This is a genomic window from Streptomyces sp. NPDC048392, assembly GCF_043200575.1.
Classification (GTDB): Bacteria; Actinomycetota; Actinomycetes; order Streptomycetales; family Streptomycetaceae; genus Streptomyces.
The window spans coordinates 266874-288290 of sequence record NZ_JBICYB010000003.1; the positions used below are offsets into that span (position 1 = coordinate 266874).

Consider the following 21417-nt stretch of genomic DNA (forward strand, 5'->3'; position numbering starts at 1 on the left):
TCTGGAACGTCCCATGACGTTGTACGTATAACTACCTGTGTCATACGTACCATGTCGCCTGTCCAGCAGTCCAGACGAAAGCGCAGGCGAACGGTGGCACGAGGCAGCACCCGCCCCACGAGCCGGGACGTCGCCCAGGCCGCCGGTGTCTCCCAGGCGGCGGTCTCCCTGGTGCTCGGCGACAAGTGGCGAGGCCGCGTGTCGGAGCCGACGGCCCGGCGAGTCCGCGAAGCCGCGCTCGAACTGGGCTACCGCCCCAACCTCGCCGCGCGCAACCTCCGGCTGGGCCGCACCCGCACGGTCCTGCTGGTCGTCCCCGCGCTGACCACGGAGTTCTTCGCGGAGGTGTACACGGGCGCCGCACGGGTCGCCGCCGAGCACGGCTTCGGCGTGGTGCTCTACCCCTCCCCCGAGGGCGTGGGCCCGGCCAGGGACCCCTTCGCCTCCGCACAGGCCGCACTGGACGGCGTCATCGCGTCCTCCATGGCCGCCGACGCCCTCTCCGCCATCCGGGGCGACCAGCTCCCCCTGGTCATGCTGGACAGCGACCCCGAGGGCAGCCTCGGCGCCGCCACGGTCAACCTGGACATCACCGACGGCATCCGCCAGGTCACCGAGCACCTGCTCGCCCTGGGCCACCGCAGCTTTCTCCACCTCGCGGCGGACATCCCGTCCTGGACCTTCGAGGTTCGCGCCCGTGAACTGGCGGCACGGCTGGCCAGCGCCCCCGGCACCGACCTCCGCACGATCCGGGCGCCCATCTCGATCGACGGCGCCCGTACGGCCACGGAGGCCGCGCTCGCCGCTCCCGGACCCCGGCCCACAGCGCTGGTCTGCGACGACGACAAACTGGCGGCCGGCGCGTACAAGGCGGTGCGGCGGGCCGGGCTCCGCGTCCCCGACGACCTGTCCGTCACCGGCCTGGACGACCTCGGCCTGGCCACGGCCATCGACCCCGAGCTCACCACGGTCCGCCTCGACGCGGAGGCCTTCGGCGAGCGGGGCATGCGGGCGCTGCTGGCGGTCCTGGACGGCAGATCCCCCGAAAAGGGGGACCTGCCGGTGACCCTGGTGGTACGGGGCTCCACGGCACCGCCGAGGTGAGCCGGGCGGAGTCTGAGGGAGGAGGGAGGGCCCGGACAGCCCCGGCCCCTCCTACTCCCCGTCCGCCCCGGTGCCGTCCTCGTCCGCCTCGGGCCTCTTGGCGACATCGGCACCCGCACCCGCGTCCAGCAGCCGTGACAGCTGACCGCCCACGATCCGCTTGAACTTCCGCTGCTGCGGACGGGTACGGTCCAGAACCGCGACCTCCAGCCGCTCCGCCGGAATCTCCCGCTCACTGCCGTTCGTGTCGCGGGACAACGCCTGCACCGCCAGCTTCAGCGCCTCGGCCAGCGTCATGCCGTCCCGGTGCCGCTGGTCCAGGTACCCGCTGATCTGCTCCGCGTTGCCCCCGACCGCCACCGAGCCGTGCTCGTCGACGATGGAGCCGTCGTGCGGCAGCCGGTAGATCTGGTCGCTCTCGGGGCCCTCACCGACCTCCGCGACGACCAGCTCCACCTCGTACGGCTTCTCGGCCTGGCTGGAGAAGATCGTGCCCAGCGTCTGGGCGTAGACGTTGGCCAGACCACGCGCCGTCACGTCGTCACGGTCGTATGTGTAGCCACGCAGGTCGGCGTAGCGCACGCCGCCGATCCGCAGGTTCTCGTACTCGTTGTACTTGCCGGCGGCCGCGAAGCCGATCCGGTCGTAGATCTCGCTGAACTTGTGCAGCGCACGGGACGGGTTCTCACCGACGAACACGATGCCGTCGGCATACTGCAGCACGACCAGGCTGCGACCACGGGCGATGCCCTTGCGGGCGTACTCCGCCCGGTCGGCCATCGCCTGCTGGGGAGATACGTAGAACGGCGTCGACACCGGTTATCCGTCCCTTTCTGGAGAAAACACTGGACCACCTGACAACTCGAACAACGGCCGGCGCTACAGCAGCGCGGCCCGCGGACCGTCGGGCTGCTCCAGCCTGCGCTCCAGGACCGAGCGGGCCAGCTCCGCGGATTCGTCGTCGTCGAGCCGGCGGAAGCCGTCCTCGGTGATCACAGTGATGATCGGGTAGATCCGGCGGGCGACATCGGGACCACCGGTCGCCGAGTCGTCGTCAGCCGCGTCGTACAACGCCTGGACCACGAGGGTCGTGGCCTCCGCCTCGGTCAGGTCGTCACGGAACAGCTTCTTCATCGCGCCGCGCGCGAAGACCGAGCCCGACCCGGTGGTCGCGTAGTTCCGCTCCTCGGAGCGCCCGCCCGTCACGTCGTACGAGAAGATGCGGCCCCTGCCACGGTCCACGTCGTACCCGGCGAAGAGCGGCACCACGGCCAGCCCCTGCATCGCCATGCCCAGGTTCGACCGGATCATGGTCGACAGGCGGTTCGCCTTGCCCTCCAGGGACAGCTGCGCCCCCTCGACCTTCTCGAAGTGCTCCAGCTCCAGCTGGAACAGCTTCACCATCTCCACGGCCAGACCCGCCGTGCCGGCGATGCCCACCGCCGAGTACTCGTCGGCCGGGAAGACCTTCTCGATGTCCCGTTGGGCGATCATGTTGCCCATGGTGGCCCGCCGGTCACCGGCGAGGACGACACCACCGGGGAACGTGACCGCCACGATCGTGGTGCCGTGCGGTGCCTCGATGACGCCCTGCACCGGCGGCAGCTGCCGGTTGCCCGGGAGCATGTCCGGCTGGTGCTCACCGAGGAAGTCCATGAAGGAGGAGGACCCGGGCGTCAGGAAGGCAGCCGGTAGACGCCCGGTGCTACGAGTGTTGGCTTCCACGCGATTCCTTCCACGTAAGCGGCAGCCCGTCTTATGGCATCGGGCCGGTCCTTGAACTGCCCCAGCGCAGCGTTGCAGCTGAAGCACAGTACGCCACGGACCCTACCCGTCTCGTGGCAGTGATCCACATGTTCGGCGGAAGCCGCGAGGCAGATGCAACAGACCCCCCGCTGCTCTGTGACCATCGCATCCAACTCCGCAGGAGCAAGGCCGTACTTGCGCTTGAAATAGCCCGTGCGGTTCCGCTCGGCACGACACTCACGGCAATAGCTGGACCAGCCGCCCGAGGAGGACTTGTTGCGCTCCCACCCGGAGTGCGGTTTCGCCTCTTCGCACTGTGGACAGCGCTTGTGACCCGGCGGAACCGGGACTTTGACGCGGACCGTCCTGCCCCGAGCTTCCTGCCGACGCCTGTAGTACTCGGCGGCGCATTCGCGGCAGGTGGTCTGTAGCCCGTCGGGCCGCGACCGATTGCTCGCGAATGCGCCGGCCTGAAGCACCCTCTGACACGTCGAGCACTTCTTCGAGTCCGGATCGTTCATGTATGCGAACTACTGTCCACCCTTTTGAACAAACGATCGAACGAAATCCTCCGCGTTCTCCTCCAAGACGTCGTCGATCTCGTCCAGGACGGAGTCCACGTCGTCGTTCAGCTTCTCCTGGCGTTCCTTGAGGTCCTCGGAGGCCTGCGCGTCCTGCGCCTGCTCCTCGACCTCCTCGGTGGACCGTGTGGCCTTCTGCTGTCCGCCGCCGGTGTCCTTGGTCGCCATAACCCTCACCCCGCTCGGTTCGCCCGACACAGTTGCTCGGTCAAGATCAGACCCTACAAGCCGGGTCCGACATCGGCCCCGCACTTCCTCCAACGTACGGGGACCATCTCCATGATTCCCGGACCCGGGATTTTCCACCCTCTCCGGCCGTCTGCTCCCCGGTGCCCGCTCGGGCCGCTCACCCGCCGGACAGGATCCTGACCAGGTCGTCCGCGGTGCGGCAGCGGTCCAGGAGCTCCTTGACGTGATTACGCGTTCCGCGAAGCGGTTCCAGGGTTGGGACCCGCTGGAGCGAGTCCCGGCCCGGCAGATCGAAGATCACGGAGTCCCAGGAGGCCGCCGCGACGTCGTCCGCGTACTGCTCAAGACAGCGCCCGCGGAAGTACGCGCGAGTGTCCTCCGGCGGCTTCGTACGGGCCCGCTCGACCTCGTTCTCGTCCAGCAGCCGCTTGATGCGGCCGCGGTCCACGAGACGGTTGTAGAGGCCCTTGTCGGGTCGTACGTCGGCGTACTGGAGGTCGACGAGGTGCAGCCGGGCGGCGTCCCAGTCCAGGTCGTCGCGGCGCCGGTAGCCCTCCATGAGTTCCCGCTTGGCGACCCAGTCCAGCTCGCCGGCGAGGCTCATGGGGTCGTTCTCGAGCCGGTTGAGGGTGTCCTCCCAGCGGCCCAGGACATCCTTGGTCTGGTCGTCGGCGTCCGAGCCGTACCGTTCCTCGACGTATTTGCGGGCCAGCTCGTAGTACTCCATCTGGAGCTGCACGGCGGTCAGTGTGCGGCCGCTGCGCAGGGTGACGAGGTGCTTGAGCGTCGGGTCGTGGGAGACCTGGTGCAGGGTGCGCACCGGCTGGTCCACGGCCAGGTCGACGGCGATGAAGCCGTCCTCGATCATGGACAGGACCAGGGCCGTCGTGCCCAGCTTGAGGTAGGTCGAGATCTCCGACAGGTTCGCGTCGCCGATGATCACGTGCAGCCGCCGGTACTTCTCGGCGTCGGCGTGCGGTTCGTCGCGCGTGTTGATGATGGGGCGCTTCAGCGTCGTCTCGAGGCCCACCTCGACTTCGAAGTAGTCCGCGCGCTGGCTGAGCTGGAAGCCGTGTTCGTGGCCGTCCTGGCCGATGCCGACGCGGCCGGCGCCGGTGAAGACCTGTCGGGAGACGAAGAAGGGCGTCAGGTGGCGCACGATGTCCGAGAAGGCGGTCTCCCGCTTCATCAGGTAGTTCTCGTGCGTGCCGTAGGAGGCGCCCTTGTTGTCGGTGTTGTTCTTGTAGAGGTGGATCGGCTGGGCACCGGGCAGCTGGGCGGCCCGGTCGGCGGCCTCGGCCATGATGCGCTCGCCGGCCTTGTCCCACAGGACGGCGTCGCGCGGGTTGGTGACCTCGGGAGCGCTGTACTCGGGGTGGGCGTGGTCGACGTAGAGCCGTGCTCCGTTGGTGAGGATCACGTTGGCGAGGCCGATGTCCTCGTCGGTGAGCTGGCTGTTGTCGGCGGCCTCGCGGGCGAGGTCGAAGCCTCGCGCGTCCCGGAGCGGGTTCTCCTCCTCGAAGTCCCAGCGGGCCCGGCGGGCCCGGTGCATCGCCGCCGCGTAGGCGTTGACGATCTGGGACGAGGTGAGCATGGCATTGGCGTTCGGGTGGCCGGGGACGGAGATCCCGTACTCGGTCTCGATACCCATTACTCGCCGTACGGTCATGCGGCCCTCCTTGCCCGGCGGCGCCCGTAGTGGGCGCCGCTCAAGTACCGCTGGCGCTCCGATGCGTGTGCGGTGCCCGTCCCCGCAGTGCGCGACTCGGCGGTACGGAAGAGCCTAGAACGCCAATGCGCTGGCGGGGAGATCATTTGCGTCATTGCCTTGCTCCACCGGGGCTCCGGAAAGCAGTCGGCTGCGGGTACCCGCTGAGGGCACCCGCAGCCGCCCCGCCTTTTACAGGTACTGACCGGTGTTCGCCACCGTGTCGATGGAGCGTCCGGTGTCCGCGCCCTGCTTTCCGGTGACGAGCGTACGGATGTACACGATCCGTTCGCCCTTCTTTCCGGAGATGCGGGCCCAGTCGTCCGGGTTGGTGGTGTTGGGCAGGTCCTCGTTCTCCTTGAACTCGTCCACGCAGGCCTGGAGCAGGTGGGAGACGCGAAGGCCCTTCTGGTTCTTGTCGAGGAAGTCCTTGATCGCCATTTTCTTGGCGCGGCCCACGATGTTCTCGATCATGGCGCCGGAATTGAAGTCCTTGAAATAGAGAACTTCCTTGTCGCCGTTGGCGTAGGTGACCTCCAGGAAGCGGTTCTCCTCGGATTCGGCGTACATGTGTTCCACCGCCGTCTGGATCATGCTCTGAACGGTGGCCGCCTTGTCCTTCTCGTGCTCCGCGAGGTCGTCGGAGTGGAGCGGGAGGCGTTCGGTGAGGTACTTGCCGAAGATGTCCTTGGCCGCCTCGGCGTCCGGACGCTCGATCTTGATCTTCACGTCGAGCCGGCCGGGCCGCAGGATGGCGGGGTCGATCATGTCCTCGCGGTTGGAGGCACCGATCACGACCACGTTCTGCAGGCCCTCCACACCGTCGATCTCGGCGAGCAGCTGCGGGACGATGGTGTTCTCCACGTCCGAGCTGACACCGGAGCCGCGGGTTCGGAAGAGGGATTCCATCTCGTCGAAGAAGACGATGACGGGTGTGCCCTCGCTGGCCTTTTCCCGGGCCCGCTGGAAGACCAGGCGGATCTGCCGCTCGGTCTCGCCGACGTACTTGTTGAGGAGCTCGGGGCCCTTGATGTTGAGGAAGAAGCTCTTGCCGGCGGCCTGGCCGGTCACCTCGGCGACCTTCTTGGCCAGCGAGTTGGCGACCGCCTTGGCGATGAGCGTCTTGCCGCATCCGGGGGGGCCGTAGAGCAGGACGCCCTTGGGCGGACGGAGCTCGTGTTCCCGGAACAGGTCGGGGTAGAGATAGGGGAGCTCGACCGCGTCGCGGATGGCCTCGATCTGTCCGCCGAGGCCGCCGATCTGCTCGTATCCGATGTCGGGGACCTCTTCGAGGACGAGTTCCTCGACCTCGCTCTTGGGAACGACCTCGTAGACGTAGCCGGAGCGGGGTTCGAGCAGGAGGGCGTCGCCGGGCCTGATGGTGAGGCCGCGCAGCGGTTCGGCGAGCCGTACCACTCTCTCCTCGTCGGTGTGCCCGAGCACGAGGGCGCGCTCGCCGTCCTCCAGGATCTCCTTGAGGGTGACGATGTCGCCGACGCTCTCGTACTCCATGGCCTCGACCACGTTGAGTGCTTCGTTGAGCATCACTTCCTGGCCGCGCCTGAGCTCGTCGAGCTCGACGCTCGGGCTGACGTTCACCCGGAGTTTGCGGCCGCCGGTGAAGATGTCGGCGGTGCCGTCCTCGTTGGCCTGCAGGAAGACGCCGAAGCCGGCCGGTGGCTGGGCCAGCCGGTCGACCTCCTCCTTGAGGGCCACGATCTGGTCGCGGGCCTCGCGGAGCGTTCCGGCGAGTCGCTCGTTCTGGGCGGACACGCCGGCCAGGTTGGTCTGCAGTTCGACGATCCGCTCTTCGAGGATTCTCGTGTGTCGCGGTGATTCGGCGAGCTTGCGTCGCAGGACGGCGATCTCCTGCTCAAGGTAGGCCACCTGCCCGGCCGGGTCCTCGGACCCGCGTCCCGGGCGGATGCCGCGGTTCATGTCGTCGTCGTGGGCTGCCACGGTCCTCACCTCCTCCAAGGGGAGCTGGACGCTTCCAGACCCTACCTGGGTGGGTGTCGATTGAAACCCCTAGATCACAAAGACTGTCGGGGTGTGTCCGATCTTCACCCTTGCGCTCTCCCTCACGCCAGGGGAATACCCACCGAACGTGAGTGGAACCCAGGCGAGGGTAGGGTCGGAGTGTTCAACACCCGTCAGAGCTGGCCGGATTCCCGAGCGGCTCGACGCAGGAAACGGCAGGAGAGATGAGCGTGCAGCAGGAGGCCGGAGTCGACGGCGGGGCTCTGGAGGTCTGGATCGACCAGGACCTGTGTACCGGCGACGGCATCTGCGCCCAGTACGCGCCCGAGGTGTTCGAGCTGGACATCGACGGTCTGGCCTACGTCAAGGGCGGGGACGACGAGCTGCTGCAGGCCAGGGGAGCGACAACACCCGTGCCGCTGCCGCTTCTCACGGACGTGGTCGACTCCGCGAAGGAGTGTCCGGGCGAGTGCATCCACGTACGTCGCGTTTCGGACAGGGCCGAGGTCTACGGTCCGGACTCAGAGTGACCAAATCGTGATGCACCGCGCACGTTCCGTGACTGCCACTCGGTGTGGCACACCGTCTGCCCCGGCATCGCCGTCACACGCTGCGCGCCTGTGAGGGCGTGTCGCTGATGAACGCGCCGTCCTTCCACCGCCACTTCACGTCGTCGGTGAGATCGGGGCAGCAACTGGGCACGTCGGCCGACGAGTAGCCGAGAAGTGTGGCGCGGACGACGCCGTCGCGCACCGACAGTGCGGTGGCCGTGCGGCGCTCCTTCGGGTCCACCAGGGTGGCCACGACCCGGGGCCTGCCGCCGTGGGCGTCCCGCGTGATGACGTACGCCCCGTCGGGCGGCGTGCCCATGGGCGCGTCGCAGTGCACGACGGCCACGGTCTCGGGCCGGCCGTCGCCGTCGAGGTCTCCGGAGGCCTTCTTCTGCACGACGGCCTTGACCGGGCCGCACTCCAGGGGGAATGCCACGGCGGCGGGGTCGGGCGGCGCGATGTGTACCGGCGCGCTCTTCGGTCCGGCGGCCGCCTGGCCGGTGGTCTGGGCCGCTGTCGCGGCGTCGGGCTGGAGGACCGAGGACAGGGCGACCACTCCGGCGACGGCCGTGGCGGTGGCGACCCAGTGGATCGGGCGGGTGTGCGTGTGTGACAGGTCCGGAACGGCGGGGTGCTGCACGAGGAGTGTCTCCTGTGAGGGCTGTGCCGGTGGGGGTGGCCAGCATCGTGCCACACGTCACAGTGCGAGGGAACGGCGGGGTGGGTACTCGTTCGGATTGCCCTGCCCCGCCTCGACCGGTGGCGGGTGGTGCCCGTCAACACGACGACGCCGTGGTGGAGTTCCGGCGGTGTCCGGGAACTTCACCACGGCGTCTGTACGTTGACCGCGGCAGGGGGCCGCCTCAGCGGCCGGGGCCCCCGCCTGCGTTGGGGCCGTCGTAGTCCTCGCCGTAGGCGCCCTTTGCGGGGCGGCGGCGGCGCATGGGCGGCTCGACGCCGTCGGCGAGGCGGCGGGCGGTGAGCAGGAAGCCGGTGTGTCCGATCATCCGGTGGTCCGGACGGACGGCGAGACCCTCGACGTGCCAGTTGCGGATCATCGACTCCCAGGAGGTCGGCTCGTTGAAACAGCCGATCTCGCGGATGGACTCGACGGTGCGGGCGAGCTGGGTCGTGGTCGCGACGTAGCAGCACAGGATGCCGCCGGGCACCAGGGCCTTGGAGACGGCCTCCAGGCACTCCCAGGGAGCGAGCATGTCGAGGATGACGCGGTCGACGTCGGTGTCGGACAGGTTGTCCTGCAGGTCGCCGACGGTGAGCTGCCAGGCGGGGTGCGGGCCGCCGAAGTAGCGCTGCACGTTCTGCTGGGCGATCTCGGCGAAGTCCTCGCGGCGCTCGTAGGAGTGCAGCATGCCCTGGTCGCCGATTGCGCGCAGCAGGAAGCTGCTCAGGGAGCCCGAACCCACACCGGCCTCCACGACGCGGGCGCCGGGGAAGATGTCGGCGAAGGCGAGGATCTGCCCCGCGTCCTTCGGATAGACGACGGCTGCCCCGCGGGGCATGGACAGGACGTAGTCGGGGAGCAGGGGGCGCAGCGCGAGGTAGGCGACGTTCCCGGTGGTGCGGACAACGCTGCCCTCGGGAGCACCGATCAGTTCGTCGTGGGGGAAGGAACCCTTGTGGGTGTGGAAGTTCTTCCCGGCCTCGAGCGTGAACGTGTAGTGGCGGCCCTTGGGGTCGGTCAGCTGAACCTGGTCCCCGACCGTGAAGGGCCCGCGCCTGCGGGCGGCACCGGTCGGTTCGGACATGTGACCAGCCTACCGGTCCCGGGCGGGGGCGCCGACCACGCCGGTGTCCGCCGCGGTGATCAGGAGGGGCGGGCCATGGCCTTGACGAAGGCGCGCTCCACGTCGGCCGCGGACAGGACGCCGTAGATCTCGCCGGTCTCCTCGACCACCAGGTATTCGGTCGCCGGGTTGGCGCGCAGGGCGTCCAGGAGTTCCTCGCCCGACAGTTCGGCGGAGACGCGCATGCCGTCGGTGAGGTCCTGCGCGAGGGTGCTGACCGCTACCCAGGGGCGGCGGTGCTCGGGTACGCCCACGATGGCGGCCTCGCGGACCAGCGAGGCGGGCGTGCCCTCGCCGTCGACGACGACCAGGGCACGGGCGCCGGAGGCGTTGGCGCGGCGCAGGGCCTCGGAGAGCGGGGTGGCGGCCGGGACGGGGACGGCGCGCCGGGTGAGGGCGCGGGCCCGCAGCTCGGGGAGGTGTTCACGCAGGCGGGCCATGCGCAGGCTGTTTCCGGCGCCGGTCCAGATGATCGCGGCGAGGATCGCGGCGAGCAGGGCGTCCATGACGGTGTCCATGCCGACGTTGTCCACGGCGTCGGTGCCGAGGGCGCCGGACTGGGTGAGCAGCGGAAGCCCGATCAGGACGGAGACGGCGAGGGCCCGGCCGATCCAGGCGGCGGCGATCGTGCCGTGCATCGGCTTGCCGGTGATCTTCCAGACGATGGCGCGGAGCATGCGGCCGCCGTCGAGGGGGAGGCCGGGCAGCAGGTTGAAGGCGGCCACGATGAGGTTGGAGAACATCAGGCCCGCCAGCAGCACGCCGGGGACGGTGCCGGGTTCGACGGGCAGCAGGGCGGCGTAGAAGACACCGGCGAGGACCAGGGAGAGCAGGGGGCCGACGAAGGCCAGCACGAACTCGCGGCCGGGGGTCTCGGCCTCCTTCTCGATCTCGGAGACGCCGCCGAAGAACTGGAGCTGGATGCGGCGCACCGGGAGCTTGAAGCGGAGGGCGGCGACGGTGTGGGCCAGCTCGTGGACGAGGACGGAGGCGTAGAAGGCGATGGCGAAGAAGAGGGAGACCAGGTAGCGGGCGGCGCCCAGTTCGGGCAGCACGCGGTCGAGCTGGCCGCCGAACACCCAGGTGATCAGGGCGGCGACCAGGAACCAGCTGGGGGCGACGTACACGGGTACGCCGAAGGGCCGGCCCATCAGGAGCCCGCCCCCGGGCTCCGGGCGTCGCCGCGGCGGCCGCCCGGGTCCGCCCGCGCCGCCGGTGTGGGCCTCGGTGCGGTGATGTGGCGCTTCGGTGCCGTGAGCGGCGTGCCCGGGGCCCTCGGTCGCGTCGGAGGGACGGTCGCCGTGCGAGGGCGGCTTCGACCAGGGGCCGGTGTCGCCGTCGGCGCCGTCGCCGTCGCCGGGGGGCGGGGTGGAGCCGGGAGGACTGCCCGGACGGGGTGAGCTCTGCGGGGCGGGGTGAGCACCGGGGCCGGCGCCGGAACCGGGATGGGCGCCCGGGTCCGGGTCCCCGGTCGCGTCGTCCGGGGTGCCCTCCCGGCCGGGCCCGCCGTGGGCGGCGGAGGCTTCGGCGGGGCTCTCCCCCGGGCTCGGGGACACCGGGGTCCTGGGCAGCGGCGCCTCGGAAGCCGGCGTGACGGGACCCGGCGTCGCAGAACCCGGCGTCCCACGACCCGGCGTCTCGGAACCCGGCGTCTCGGCTCCGGATGACGAGGGACCCGGCGTCTCGGAGTGTCGCGTCCCGGGGCTCGGCGTCGCGGAACCCGGCACCTCGCGACCTGCCGTCCCGCGACCCGGCACCTCGGGGCCCGGCCTCCCGGGGCCCGGCTGTGCGGAGCCGGCGGCCGGGGCCGTGGGATGCGCCTGGGGCTCGGCCGACTCGTCGTTGCCGGACCGCGGCTGCCCGCTCCCGCCGCTCACGTCCACGGTGTCCCCTCGTTCGAAGCGTCTCCCACCTGCCGGACGGGAGGGTCTCGTGTCGATGGTATGCGTCCGTCCCGGCCCTTTCCGCCCCGGCACCCCTGTGCTTCCCGTCCGTCACGGAGGTCACGGCAGCGGGCTGGGCCACTTGTCGGTGGCGGGCCGTAAGGTCTGTGGGCATGGAGACGAGTACCGAGGACGTCGCGGAGGGCGCCGACGGACCCGCCGGACCGGCGGCGACGGTGGCGGACCGGGCGGACGCGGCAGTGGAAGCGACGGCCACGGCGCTGGACACGGCGGCCGCGGTTCCCGCACCCACTCCGGCACCCACTCCCGCTCCCGCTTCCGTGGCGACAGCGCCCGCCTCGCTCTCGCCCTCCCGGGCCGGCGATTTCATGCAGTGCCCGCTGCTGTACCGGTTCCGGGTCATCGACCGGCTGCCGGAGAAGCCCAGCGAGGCGGCGACCAGGGGCACCCTGGTGCACGCGGTGCTGGAGCGGCTCTTCGACGCGCCGGCGGCCGAGCGCACGGCACCGCGGGCGAAGGCACTGGTCCCGGGCCAGTGGGACCGGCTGCGGGAGAGCAGGCCGGAGGTCGGTGAGCTGTTCGCGGACGACCCGGAGGGTGAGCGGCTGGCGCGGTGGCTCACCGAGGCGGAGCGGCTCGTCGAGCGCTGGTTCACCCTGGAGGACCCGAGCAGACTGGAGCCCGCCGAGCGGGAGATGTTCGTCGAGACAGAGCTGGACTCCGGTCTGCGGCTGCGCGGCATCATCGACCGGGTCGACGTGGCCCCCACCGGCGAGGTGCGCATCGTCGACTACAAGACCGGCAAGGCGCCCCGGCCGCAGTACGCGGAGGGCGCGCTGTTCCAGATGAAGTTCTACGCGCTGGTGGTGTGGCGGCTGAGGAAGGTCGTCCCGCGGCGCCTGCAGCTGGTCTACCTCGGCAGCGGTGACGTGCTCACCTACGACCCGGTCCCGGCCGACCTGGAGCGGGTGGAGCGCAAGCTGCTCGCGCTGTGGGAGGCGATCCGGCTGGCGACCGAGACCGGCGACTGGCGGCCGCGGCCCACCAAGCTGTGCGGCTGGTGCGACCACCAGGCGCACTGTCCGGAGTTCGGCGGCACTCCCCCGCCGTATCCGCTGCCGGTGAGGGCGGCCGGCTCCGGCGGCACCGGGCAGGGCAGAATGGGGCCGGACTAGCGAAGGAGACTCACGTGGCCATCCGCGTCCTACTGGTCGACGACCAGCCGCTGCTGCGCACGGGCTTCCGGATGATTCTGGAGGCGGAGCAGGACCTCGCGGTCGTCGGCGAGGCCGGAGACGGCCTCCAGGCACTCGACCAGGTACGGGCGCTGCAGCCCGATGTGGTGCTCATGGACATCCGCATGCCGCGGATGGACGGTGTGGAGGCGACCCGGCAGATCACCGGGCCCGAGCGGGACGGCCCGGCGAAGGTGCTGGTGCTGACCACGTTCGACCTCGACGAGTACGTGGTGGAGGCGCTCAAGGCGGGCGCCAGCGGCTTCCTGCTCAAGGACGCCCCCGCCAACGAGCTGGTGCAGGCGATCCGCGTGGTGGCGAGCGGCGAGGCGATGCTCGCGCCGAGCATCACCCGGCGGCTGCTCGACAAGTACGCCACGCATCTGCCCTCCGGGGACGAGCCGGTGCCGGACACCCTGCACACGCTGACGGAGCGTGAGGTCGAGGTGTTGAAGCTGGTGGCCCGCGGGCTGTCGAACGCGGAGATCGCCGCCGACCTCTTCGTCAGCGAGACCACCGTCAAGACGCACGTGGGCCATGTGCTGACCAAGCTCGGACTGCGCGACCGGGTGCAGGCCGCGGTGTACGCGTACGAGAGCGGCCTGGTCCGTCCGGGCGCTCAGTAGCCGCTCGCCGCGGGGCCGCTCGTCGCCGCGCGCGTGCTGCCCCGTAACGCCGAAGGGCGCCCTCTTCCGACGAGAAGAGGGCGCCCTTCGGGCTTGTCCGGTGCCGGTGTCAGTCGCTCACGCCCCGGCCCAGCTCCCACAGCTGGAGCGTCGAGGACGAGTTGAGGACGTAGGCCGTGCCCGTGACGTCGTCGCGGGCGGCGACGTACTGCTTGCCCTGCCACAGCGGGATCAACGGGACGTCGGTGGCGGTGATGTCCTGGATCTCGGTGAGGCTGTCCACGGCGGAGAGCCGGTCGGCCTCACCCCGGGACTGGGGGATCAGGTCGTTGATGATCTTCTGGTTCGCGTACGGCGAGTTGAGGGTGTTGTCCCTGTCGAGGAACGGCGCGATGAAGCTGTCGGCGTCCGGGAAGTCGGGGAACCAGCCCATGCCGAAGACGTCGTACTTGCCCTTCAGCTCCGCCTTGCGGAACTTGTCCCAGGGCGTGCCCTTGATGTCGACGTCGAACAGACCGCTGTCGTTCAGCTGCTTCTGGAGCTGCTCGAACTCCTGCTCCGTGGCGGCACCGTAGTGGTCCGTCGTGTAGTCCAAGGTCAGCTTGACCGGCGTGGTGACGCCCGCGTCCTCGAGCATGGCCTTGGCCTTCTGGAGGTTCGGGTCGCCGTACTTGTTGAAGAACGAGTTGGAGTGGCCCGTGATGCCGGCCGGAACCATCGAGTACAGCGGCTCGGCCTGCGAGCCGTACACCTCTGAGACGAGTTCGCTGCGGTTGATGAGCTGGGCGATCGCCTTGCGGACGGCCTTGTCCTTCACCGTCGGCGCGGTCGTGTTGAAGGCCAGGTAGCGGATCTCGAGACCGGAGACCTCGACGAGGTCGACGTCGCTGTCCGTGGCCTTGGCGAGCCTCTGGATCTGGTCGGGCGTCATCGCGCGGGTCATCACGTCGATGTCGCCCTTCTCGATCGCGGCGCCCATGGCCTCCGCGTCGTCGAAGAAGACCATCTCCACCTTGTCGTTGTTCACCTTGAGACTCCCCTTGTAGTTGGGGTTCTTGGTGAACACGGCCTTGGTCAGCTCGTTGTCCTTGACCTCGGCCTTCATGGTGTAGGGGCCGGAGCCGTCCAGTTCCCAGCCGTCCCGCAGCTTGTCCTTGGGGTACTGGTCCGGGTTGACGATGCCCGCCACCGGGGTCGACAGCTTGAACGGGAAGGTGGCGTCAGCCGTCTTGAGGTGGAAGATGACTTCGCGGTCGCCCTGCGTCTCGACGGTGTCCACCGTCGACAGCAGTGCGAACACACCGTTCTCGTCCTTGATGTTCAGCGCGCGTTCGATGGAGTACTTGACGTCTTCCGCGGTGATCGGGTCGCCGTTGGCGAACTGCAGACCGTCCCGCAGCGTGCACGCGTACCGTTCGTTTCCGGTGTCGGTGAACCCGCACTTCTCTGCGGCCTCGGGCACCGGTTCCCCGTCGCCGCGCGGCTGCACCATGAGGGTCTGCGTGGTCTGACGCAGGACGTTCCAGAGGCCGACGTCGTAGGCGTAGGCCGGATCGAGCGGCGCGGGCGCCTCCTTCGAGACGCTGAACCGGTCCGTGGTGCCGACGACGATCGGGTCCCCGCCGCCGCTGCCGCTGTCCGACCCACCGCAGGCGGCGAGCACCGGCGCGAGCAGGCCGACGACGGCCGGCAGCACCAAAGTCTTGCGGTTCATGCTCGAGTTTCTCCAGAGCTGTCGGTCCGTGTATCCGGCATGCAGGGGTGTCGCGGCGGATCACGGGGGTAGTGGCCGATGTTCTCGTCGACGAGATTAGTCCGCGCCCGCACGGGCGCTCGCAGCCACCGGAGCTGAGGGCTCATCACAGAGTGAAACCGGGTGTGGACACACCGAAAACCCGACAGTGGAAGGATTCGTGCAGGGTTTCACCAATCAGGACACAAAGACTCCTCGACAACGTTCGCCAAGCCGGAAGGAGCACAACCACACATCCATGTCGACCCCCTGCGCAGTGGCGAACATCACAGTTGAACTTCCGTCATCCGTAACGGAATTCGGTCGGCCGAGGCGGCGGAAATAGCCCGCGAACGCCCGTCGGGGCGTCCCCGGCGGCTCTTCACGGAATTGCCGTGTCAACGCCGCCGCACGTTCGGTGAACGGCTAGCGCATTTGTGTCATCAGGCCGCGCAGGAATGGCAGGTCGACCTCTTCCAGGGAGGCGACCACCGTGCGCCGGGCGGCCGGGGTGATGGGGGCGACCGAGGGCACCGCCACGACGTGGCAGCCCGCGGACTCGGCGGCGGCGACCCCGGTGGCGGTGTCCTCGATGACGGCGCACCGGACCGGGTCCACACCGAGTCCGTCCGCGGCGGCCAGGTACGGGTCGGGGTGGGGCTTGGTGCGCGGTACCTCGTCACCGGCGACGGTGAGGGCGAAGTGCCGGGGGCCCAGGGAGGCGATGACGCGGTCGATGATGCGCCGGTGCGAGGCGGAGACCAGGGCCGTGGGGATCTCGTGCGCGGACAGTTCCGCCAGCAGCCGGGCGGCTCCGGGCATGAGCGGCAGGTCGCGGCCGATGCGCTCCTCGAAGCCGTCGTTGAGCAGCACGCTGAGTTCGGCGAGATTGATGTCGGCGCCGGTGGCCTCGATCAGGAAGCCGGCGCTGCGGGTCATGGGGCCGCCGACCACCACGTGGCGCCAGGAGTCGTCGAGGGTGTGGCCGAGGGAGGCGAAGACGTCCACCTCGACGTCCCACCAGAAGCCCTCGGTGTCCACCAGGGTGCCGTCCATGTCGAGGAGCACGGCCTGCAGGGCGGAGCCTTCGGCCGTACGGGTTCCGAGCGCGGGGACCGTACTGGTCATCCACATACCTCCTTGAGGGACGATCAGGCCGGCTCCCACGAAGGAAGCCGGCCTGCAGTGGACCGACCAGTGTACGACGTGCGGGACGGGAACGTCTGATGTGGCCAGTGGAGCGGCCGCGGAGCTCCTTGGCCCTGTCGTCAAACTTCCGTCTGCCCTCCTGACGACGAAGCGAGTTCGACGACAGGACCTAGCTAGCGGGCGTTGAAGTACTTCGCCTCGGGGTGGTGGATGACGATGGCGTCGGTGGACTGCTCCGGGTGCAGCTGGAACTCCTCCGACAGGTGCACGCCGATGCGCTCCGGCTCCAGCAGCGCGGCGATCTTGGCGCGGTCCTCCAGGTCGGGGCAGGCACCGTAGCCGAGGGAAAAGCGGGCGCCCCGGTACTTGAGGGCGAACATGTCCTCCATCGCGCCGGGGTCCTCCCCGGCGAAGCCGAGTTCGGAGCGCACGCGAGCGTGCCAGTACTCGGCGAGGGCCTCGGCGAGCTGTACGGACAGGCCGTGCAGCTCCAGGTAGTCGCGGTAGGCGTTGGCCTCGAACATCCGGGCCGTCTCCTCGCCGATCCGGGAGCCGACGGTGACGACCTGGAATCCGACGACGTCGGTCTCGCCGGACTCCTCCGGGCGGAAGAAGTCGGCCAGGCACAGCCGCCGGCCGCGGCGCTGGCGCGGGAAGGTGAACCGGGTGCGCTCGTTGCCGTCGTCGTCGAGGACGATCAGGTCGTCGTCCTTGGAGACGCACGGGAAGTAGCCGTAGACCACGGCCGCCTCCAGCAGGTTCTCCGTCTGGAGCCGGTCGAGCAGGCCGCGCAGCCGCGGGCGGCCCTCGGACTCGACCAGTTCCTCGTACGAGGGGCCCTCGCCGGTGCGGGCCTGCCTGAGGCCCCACTGGCCCTTGAAGAGGGCGCCCTCGTCGAGCCAGGACGCGTACTCCTTGAGCTGGACGCCCTTGACGACGCGGGTGCCCCGGAAGGGCGGCTCGGGGACGGGGTTGTCGGTGGCGACGTCGGAGCGGACGTGCCCCTCCTCCGGCCGCTCGTCGACCTCGACGGTGGCGGCCCGCACCCGGCGCTGCCTCAGCTCGGGCAGCTTGGCGCCGGGCACGCCCCGCTTGATGCCGATCAGGGCGTCCATGAGCCTGAGCCCCTCGAAGGCGTCGCGGGCGTAGCGGACCTCGCCGTCGTAGACCTCGTGCAGGTCCTGCTCGACGTAGGCCCTGGTGAGGGCCGCGCCGCCGAGGATGACGGGGTAGTCGGCGGCCAGTCCTCGCTGGTTGAGCTCCTCCAGGTTCTCCTTCATGATCACCGTGGACTTGACCAGGAGCCCGGACATGCCGATGACGTCGGCCCTGTGCTCGTCGGCCGCCTCGAGGATCGCGGAGACCGGCTGCTTGATGCCGAGGTTGACGACGGTGTAGCCGTTGTTGGACAGGATGATGTCGACGAGGTTCTTGCCGATGTCGTGGACGTCGCCGCGGACGGTGGCCAGCACGATGGTGCCCTTGCCGTCGTCGTCGGTCTTCTCCATGTGCGGTTCCAGGTGAGCCACCGCGGTCTTCATGACCTCGGCGGACTGGAGCACGAACGGCAGCTGCATCTGGCCGGAGCCGAACAGTTCGCCGACGACCTTCATGCCGTCGAGCAGCGTCTCGTTGACGATGTCGAGGGCAGGACGCTCCTGGAGGGCCTCGTCCAGGTCCCGCTCGAGGCCGTTCTTCTCGCCGTCGATGATGCGGCGCTTGAGCCGCTCCGCCAGCGGGAGGGCGGCCAGTTCCTCGGCCTTGGACGCCCGCAGCGACTTGGCCGTGGCGCCCTCGAAGAGGGCCATCAGCTTCTGCAGGGGGTCGTAGCCCTCGCGGCGGCGGTCGTAGATCAGGTCGAGGGCGGTGGTGACCTGCTCCTCGTCGAAGCGGGCGATCGGCAGGATCTTGCTCGCGTGCACGATCGCCGAGTCCAGGCCCGCCTTGACGCACTCGTCGAGGAAGACGGAGTTGAGCAGGATGCGGGCGGCCGGGTTGAGGCCGAAGGAGATGTTGGACAGGCCGAGGGTGGTCTGTACCTCCGGGTGCCGCTTCTTGAGCTCCCGGATGCCCTCGATGGTGGCCAGGCCGTCCTTGCGGGACTCCTCCTGGCCGGTGCAGATGGTGAAGGTCAGGCAGTCGACGAGGATGTCCGACTCGTGGACGCCCCAGTTGCCGGTGAGGTCGTCGATGAGCCGCTCGGCGATCTCGACCTTCTTCTCGGCGGTGCGGGCCTGGCCCACCTCGTCGATGGTCAGCGCGATCAGCGCGGCGCCGTGCTCCCGCGCCAGGGTGGTGACCTTCGCGAACCGGGACTCGGGTCCGGCGCCGTCCTCGTAGTTCACCGAGTTGATCACCGCGCGGCCGCCGAGCTTCTCCAGCCCGGCGCGGAGGACGTCGACCTCGGTGGAGTCGAGGACGATCGGCAGCGTCGAGGCGGTGGCGAAGCGCCCCGCAAGCTCCTCCATGTCGGCGACGCCGTCCCGGCCGACGTAGTCCACACACAGGTCGAGCATGTGCGCGCCCTCGCGGATCTGGTCGCGGGCCATCTCGACGCAGTCGTCCCAGCGGCCGTCCAGCATGGCTTCGCGGAACTTCTTCGAACCGTTGGCGTTGGTGCGCTCGCCGATGGCCAGGTAGGCGGTGTCCTGCCGGAAGGGCACGGTCTGGTACAGCGAGGCCGCGCCGGGCTCGGGCCGCGGGTGGCGCTCGGTGGGGGCGGTGCCCCGGACCCGCTCGACGACCTGGCGCAGGTGCTCGGGGGTGGTGCCGCAGCAGCCGCCGATCAGGGACAGGCCGTACTCGCGGACGAAGGTCTCCTGGGCGTCGGCCAGCTCGGGCGCGGTCAGCGGGTAGTGGGCGCCGTCCCTGCCGAGGACGGGCAGACCGGCGTTGGGCATGCAGGACAGCGGGACGCGGGAGTGCCGGGCGAGGTAGCGCAGGTGTTCGCTCATCTCGGCCGGGCCGGTGGCGCAGTTCAAGCCGATCATGTCGATACCGAGCGGCTCCAGCGCGGTGAGCGCGGCGCCGATCTCCGAGCCGAGCAGCATGGTGCCGGTGGTCTCCACGGTGACGGACACGATGACCGGTGCGTCGAGGCCGAGGGCGTCCAGGGCGCGCCGGGCGCCGAGCACGGAGGCCTTGGTCTGGAGCAGGTCCTGGGTGGTCTCCACCAGCAGCGCGTCGGCGCCGCCGGCGATCAGGCCCTCGGCGTTGCGCTGGTAGGCGTCGCGCAGGACGGTGTAGGGGGCGTGGCCGAGCGTGGGGAGCTTGGTGCCGGGGCCCATGGAGCCGAGGACCCAGCGCTGCCGTCCGTCCCGGGCGCCGAACTCGTCGGCGACCTCGCGGGCGACGCGCGCGCCGGCCTCGGACAGCTCGTGGACACGCTCGGGGATGTCGTACTCGCCGAGTGCGGAGTGGTTGGCGCCGAAGGTGTTGGTCTCGACGCAGTCGACGCCGGCCGCGAAGTACTCCTCGTGGACCGAGCGGACGATGTCGGGCCGGGTCAGGTTCAGGACCTCGTTGCACCCCTCCAGTTGCTGGAAGTCGTCCATCGAGGGGTTCTGTGCCTGGAGCATGGTGCCCATCGCGCCGTCGGCGACCACCACACGGGTGGCGAGGGCCTCTCGGAGGGCGGACACACGGGTGCGGGTGTCGGCGGGCGGGGTGAATGGCGACGAGGCCATGAAAGGGCTCCCTAGGATGCGACGGCTGTCGGCTTTGCGTCTGCCCGGTGCCGTCCGCCGTGGACGCCCCGGGGAGAACGCACGCCGTCAGGGTAGCCGGGAGCGGGGGCCGATGGCCGGGGCGTCCACGAGACGGACGAGTATGGCGGGTGAATACCCGCCGAACGGATCAGCCTCCCCTCCCGCACGGCGGCGCCGCGCGCCTGTGGGGGGTAGCGGCCGTGGTGACCGGACATGGCCGAAGTGCAACAGTTGCCCGCCAACCATTGGCGGGAGGTCGGCATCGACCGGTAGTGTTCGGCATTGCCGAACGACGTCAGTGGCGCCGAGGTCGGCAGTCGAAGGGGACGGAGGCAGTACGTCGATGGCACGGAACATCCAGTCGCTCGAGCGGGCGGCCGCGATGCTGCGCCTGCTCGGGGGCGGCGAGCGGCGGCTCGGCCTGTCGGACATCGCCTCGTCACTGGGTCTGGCCAAAGGCACCGCGCACGGCATCCTGCGCACCCTCCAGCAGGAGGGCTTCGTCGAGCAGGACGACGCCTCCGGGCGCTACCAGCTCGGCGCCGAGCTGCTGCGCCTGGGCACGACCTACCTCGACGTGCACGAGCTGCGGGCCCGCGCCCTGGTGTGGACGGACGACCTGGCCCGTTCCAGCGGCGAGAGCGTCCACCTCGGGGTCCTGCACCAGCAGGGCGTCCTGATCGTGCACCACGTCTTCCGGCCGGACGACAGCCGGCAGGTCCTGGAGATCGGGGCCATGCAGCCGCTGCACTCCACGGCGCTGGGCAAGGTGCTGTCGGCGTACGACCCGGTCGCGCACAGCGAGGCACTGGAGGCCGACCGCAAGGCGTACACGGACCGGACCGTCTGCGAGCCGGACCGGTTCGAGCACCTTCTGGACATCACGCGCGCACGTGGTTACGCGGCCGACGTCGAGGAGACGTGGGAGGGGGTCGCCTCCATCGCCGCCCCCATCCACGACCGCAGACGCATGCCGGTCGGAGCGGTCGGCATCACCGGGGCCGTGGAACGGCTGTGCCGGGAGGGCGAGCTGCGGCCCGAGCTGGTGGCGGCGGTGCGGGACTGCGCCCGCGCGGTGTCGAGGGACCTGGGCGCCGGGCGGTTCTAGGGCACGGGCAGGCAGGGCCGGAGCACCGCGGGTGTTCCGGCCTCCGGTGTTTCCGGGGCCGGGCGTGCCGGAGACCTATAACCCATGACGATCAATAACGATCGTGCTTTCGATAACAGAGCTCTTGACGCACGCGTGACACCGAACGAGACTCGCGTCCATCGGTCGGCATTGTCGAACACCTACCGGCAATACGCGTTAGAGTGTGACAGTGCCAAGGACCGCCATCGCTCTCACACCGAGGGCGCCGGAACACCCGGAGGGACCCGGGGGTTCGGCTTTCCCTGGACGA

At 69.9% G+C, this 21417-nt stretch carries 17 protein-coding genes; 5 read left to right on the forward strand and 12 right to left on the reverse strand.

Going from position 1 to position 21417, the window contains the following annotated elements:
* Positions 1-93: 93 nt before the first annotated feature.
* A complete protein-coding gene (locus ACGFYH_RS07465) occupies positions 94-1104 on the forward strand; it encodes a LacI family DNA-binding transcriptional regulator (RefSeq protein ID WP_393802166.1) in 1011 nt (336 codons plus the stop codon).
* A gap of 51 nt (positions 1105-1155) precedes the next feature.
* Here the strand turns inward: ACGFYH_RS07465 and prcA are convergent, their stop codons facing one another.
* The 6 genes from prcA to arc form a co-directional block, all read right to left on the reverse strand.
* Entirely contained in the window at positions 1156-1920 is a 765-nt protein-coding gene (gene prcA / locus ACGFYH_RS07470; RefSeq protein ID WP_393802167.1) for a proteasome subunit alpha, read from the reverse strand.
* Between the two features lie 63 nt (positions 1921-1983).
* The gene (prcB, locus tag ACGFYH_RS07475; protein WP_393802168.1) at positions 1984-2829 is read right to left on the reverse strand and encodes a proteasome subunit beta; all 846 of its coding nucleotides are present in this window, start codon (positions 2827-2829) and stop codon (positions 1984-1986) included.
* Positions 2781-3371: an endonuclease VII domain-containing protein gene (locus ACGFYH_RS07480; protein WP_393802169.1), complete on the reverse strand. Its 591-nt coding sequence runs from the start codon at positions 3369-3371 to the stop codon at positions 2781-2783. Before ACGFYH_RS07480 ends, prcB begins: the two co-directional genes overlap by 49 nt.
* 9 nt (positions 3372-3380) lie before the next feature.
* On the reverse strand, positions 3381-3599 hold the full coding sequence (locus ACGFYH_RS07485; RefSeq protein ID WP_053128307.1) for a ubiquitin-like protein Pup: 219 nt from the start codon (positions 3597-3599) through the stop codon (positions 3381-3383).
* A gap of 178 nt (positions 3600-3777) precedes the next feature.
* Positions 3778-5289, reverse strand: a complete 1512-nt coding sequence (dop, locus tag ACGFYH_RS07490) for a depupylase/deamidase Dop (RefSeq protein ID WP_393802170.1) — start codon at positions 5287-5289, stop codon at positions 3778-3780.
* Positions 5290-5520: 231 nt separating this feature from the next.
* Positions 5521-7287, reverse strand: a complete 1767-nt coding sequence (arc, locus tag ACGFYH_RS07495; protein ID WP_059299666.1) for a proteasome ATPase — start codon at positions 7285-7287, stop codon at positions 5521-5523.
* A 245-nt stretch (positions 7288-7532) separates the two neighbouring features.
* On the opposite strand from arc, the gene ACGFYH_RS07500 reads away from it, so the two are divergent.
* Positions 7533-7838 (forward strand): ferredoxin, encoded by a 306-nt coding sequence (locus tag ACGFYH_RS07500; protein ID WP_393802171.1) that lies wholly within the window; start codon positions 7533-7535, stop codon positions 7836-7838.
* A 73-nt stretch (positions 7839-7911) separates the two neighbouring features.
* Here ACGFYH_RS07500 and ACGFYH_RS07505 read toward each other — a convergent pair whose 3' ends face one another.
* The 3 genes from ACGFYH_RS07505 to ACGFYH_RS07515 all read right to left on the reverse strand — a co-directional run bounded on the left by ACGFYH_RS07505 (position 7912) and on the right by ACGFYH_RS07515 (position 11391).
* A complete protein-coding gene (locus tag ACGFYH_RS07505) occupies positions 7912-8499 on the reverse strand; it encodes a hypothetical protein (protein WP_393802172.1) in 588 nt (195 codons plus the stop codon).
* Between the two features lie 223 nt (positions 8500-8722).
* Positions 8723-9625: a tRNA (adenine-N1)-methyltransferase gene (locus ACGFYH_RS07510; protein WP_393802173.1), complete on the reverse strand. Its 903-nt coding sequence runs from the start codon at positions 9623-9625 to the stop codon at positions 8723-8725.
* A gap of 59 nt (positions 9626-9684) precedes the next feature.
* Positions 9685-11391: a site-2 protease family protein gene (locus ACGFYH_RS07515; RefSeq protein WP_393802174.1), complete on the reverse strand. Its 1707-nt coding sequence runs from the start codon at positions 11389-11391 to the stop codon at positions 9685-9687.
* Positions 11392-11720: 329 nt separating this feature from the next.
* On the opposite strand from ACGFYH_RS07515, the gene ACGFYH_RS07520 reads away from it, so the two are divergent.
* Together ACGFYH_RS07520 and ACGFYH_RS07525 are read left to right on the forward strand one after the other, a co-directional pair.
* Complete coding sequence (locus ACGFYH_RS07520; protein WP_393802175.1) at positions 11721-12743, forward strand: RecB family exonuclease; 1023 nt, start codon at positions 11721-11723, stop codon at positions 12741-12743.
* 14 nt (positions 12744-12757) lie between these two features.
* Positions 12758-13429 carry a response regulator gene (locus ACGFYH_RS07525; protein WP_393802176.1) on the forward strand — a complete coding sequence of 224 codons (672 nt, stop codon included), beginning with the start codon at positions 12758-12760 and terminating at the stop codon, positions 13427-13429.
* A gap of 109 nt (positions 13430-13538) precedes the next feature.
* Here the strand turns inward: ACGFYH_RS07525 and ACGFYH_RS07530 are convergent, their stop codons facing one another.
* From ACGFYH_RS07530 to metH, 3 genes are all read right to left on the reverse strand, one after another.
* Positions 13539-15143 (reverse strand): ABC transporter substrate-binding protein, encoded by a 1605-nt coding sequence (locus ACGFYH_RS07530; protein ID WP_393802177.1) that lies wholly within the window; start codon positions 15141-15143, stop codon positions 13539-13541.
* A 444-nt stretch (positions 15144-15587) separates the two neighbouring features.
* The gene (locus tag ACGFYH_RS07535) at positions 15588-16289 is read right to left on the reverse strand and encodes an HAD family hydrolase (protein WP_393802178.1); all 702 of its coding nucleotides are present in this window, start codon (positions 16287-16289) and stop codon (positions 15588-15590) included.
* A 194-nt stretch (positions 16290-16483) separates the two neighbouring features.
* Positions 16484-19996: a methionine synthase gene (metH, locus tag ACGFYH_RS07540; RefSeq protein WP_393802179.1), complete on the reverse strand. Its 3513-nt coding sequence runs from the start codon at positions 19994-19996 to the stop codon at positions 16484-16486.
* A gap of 364 nt (positions 19997-20360) precedes the next feature.
* On the opposite strand from metH, the gene ACGFYH_RS07545 reads away from it, so the two are divergent.
* A complete protein-coding gene (locus ACGFYH_RS07545) occupies positions 20361-21125 on the forward strand; it encodes an IclR family transcriptional regulator (protein ID WP_393802180.1) in 765 nt (254 codons plus the stop codon).
* Positions 21126-21417 lie beyond the last annotated feature (292 nt).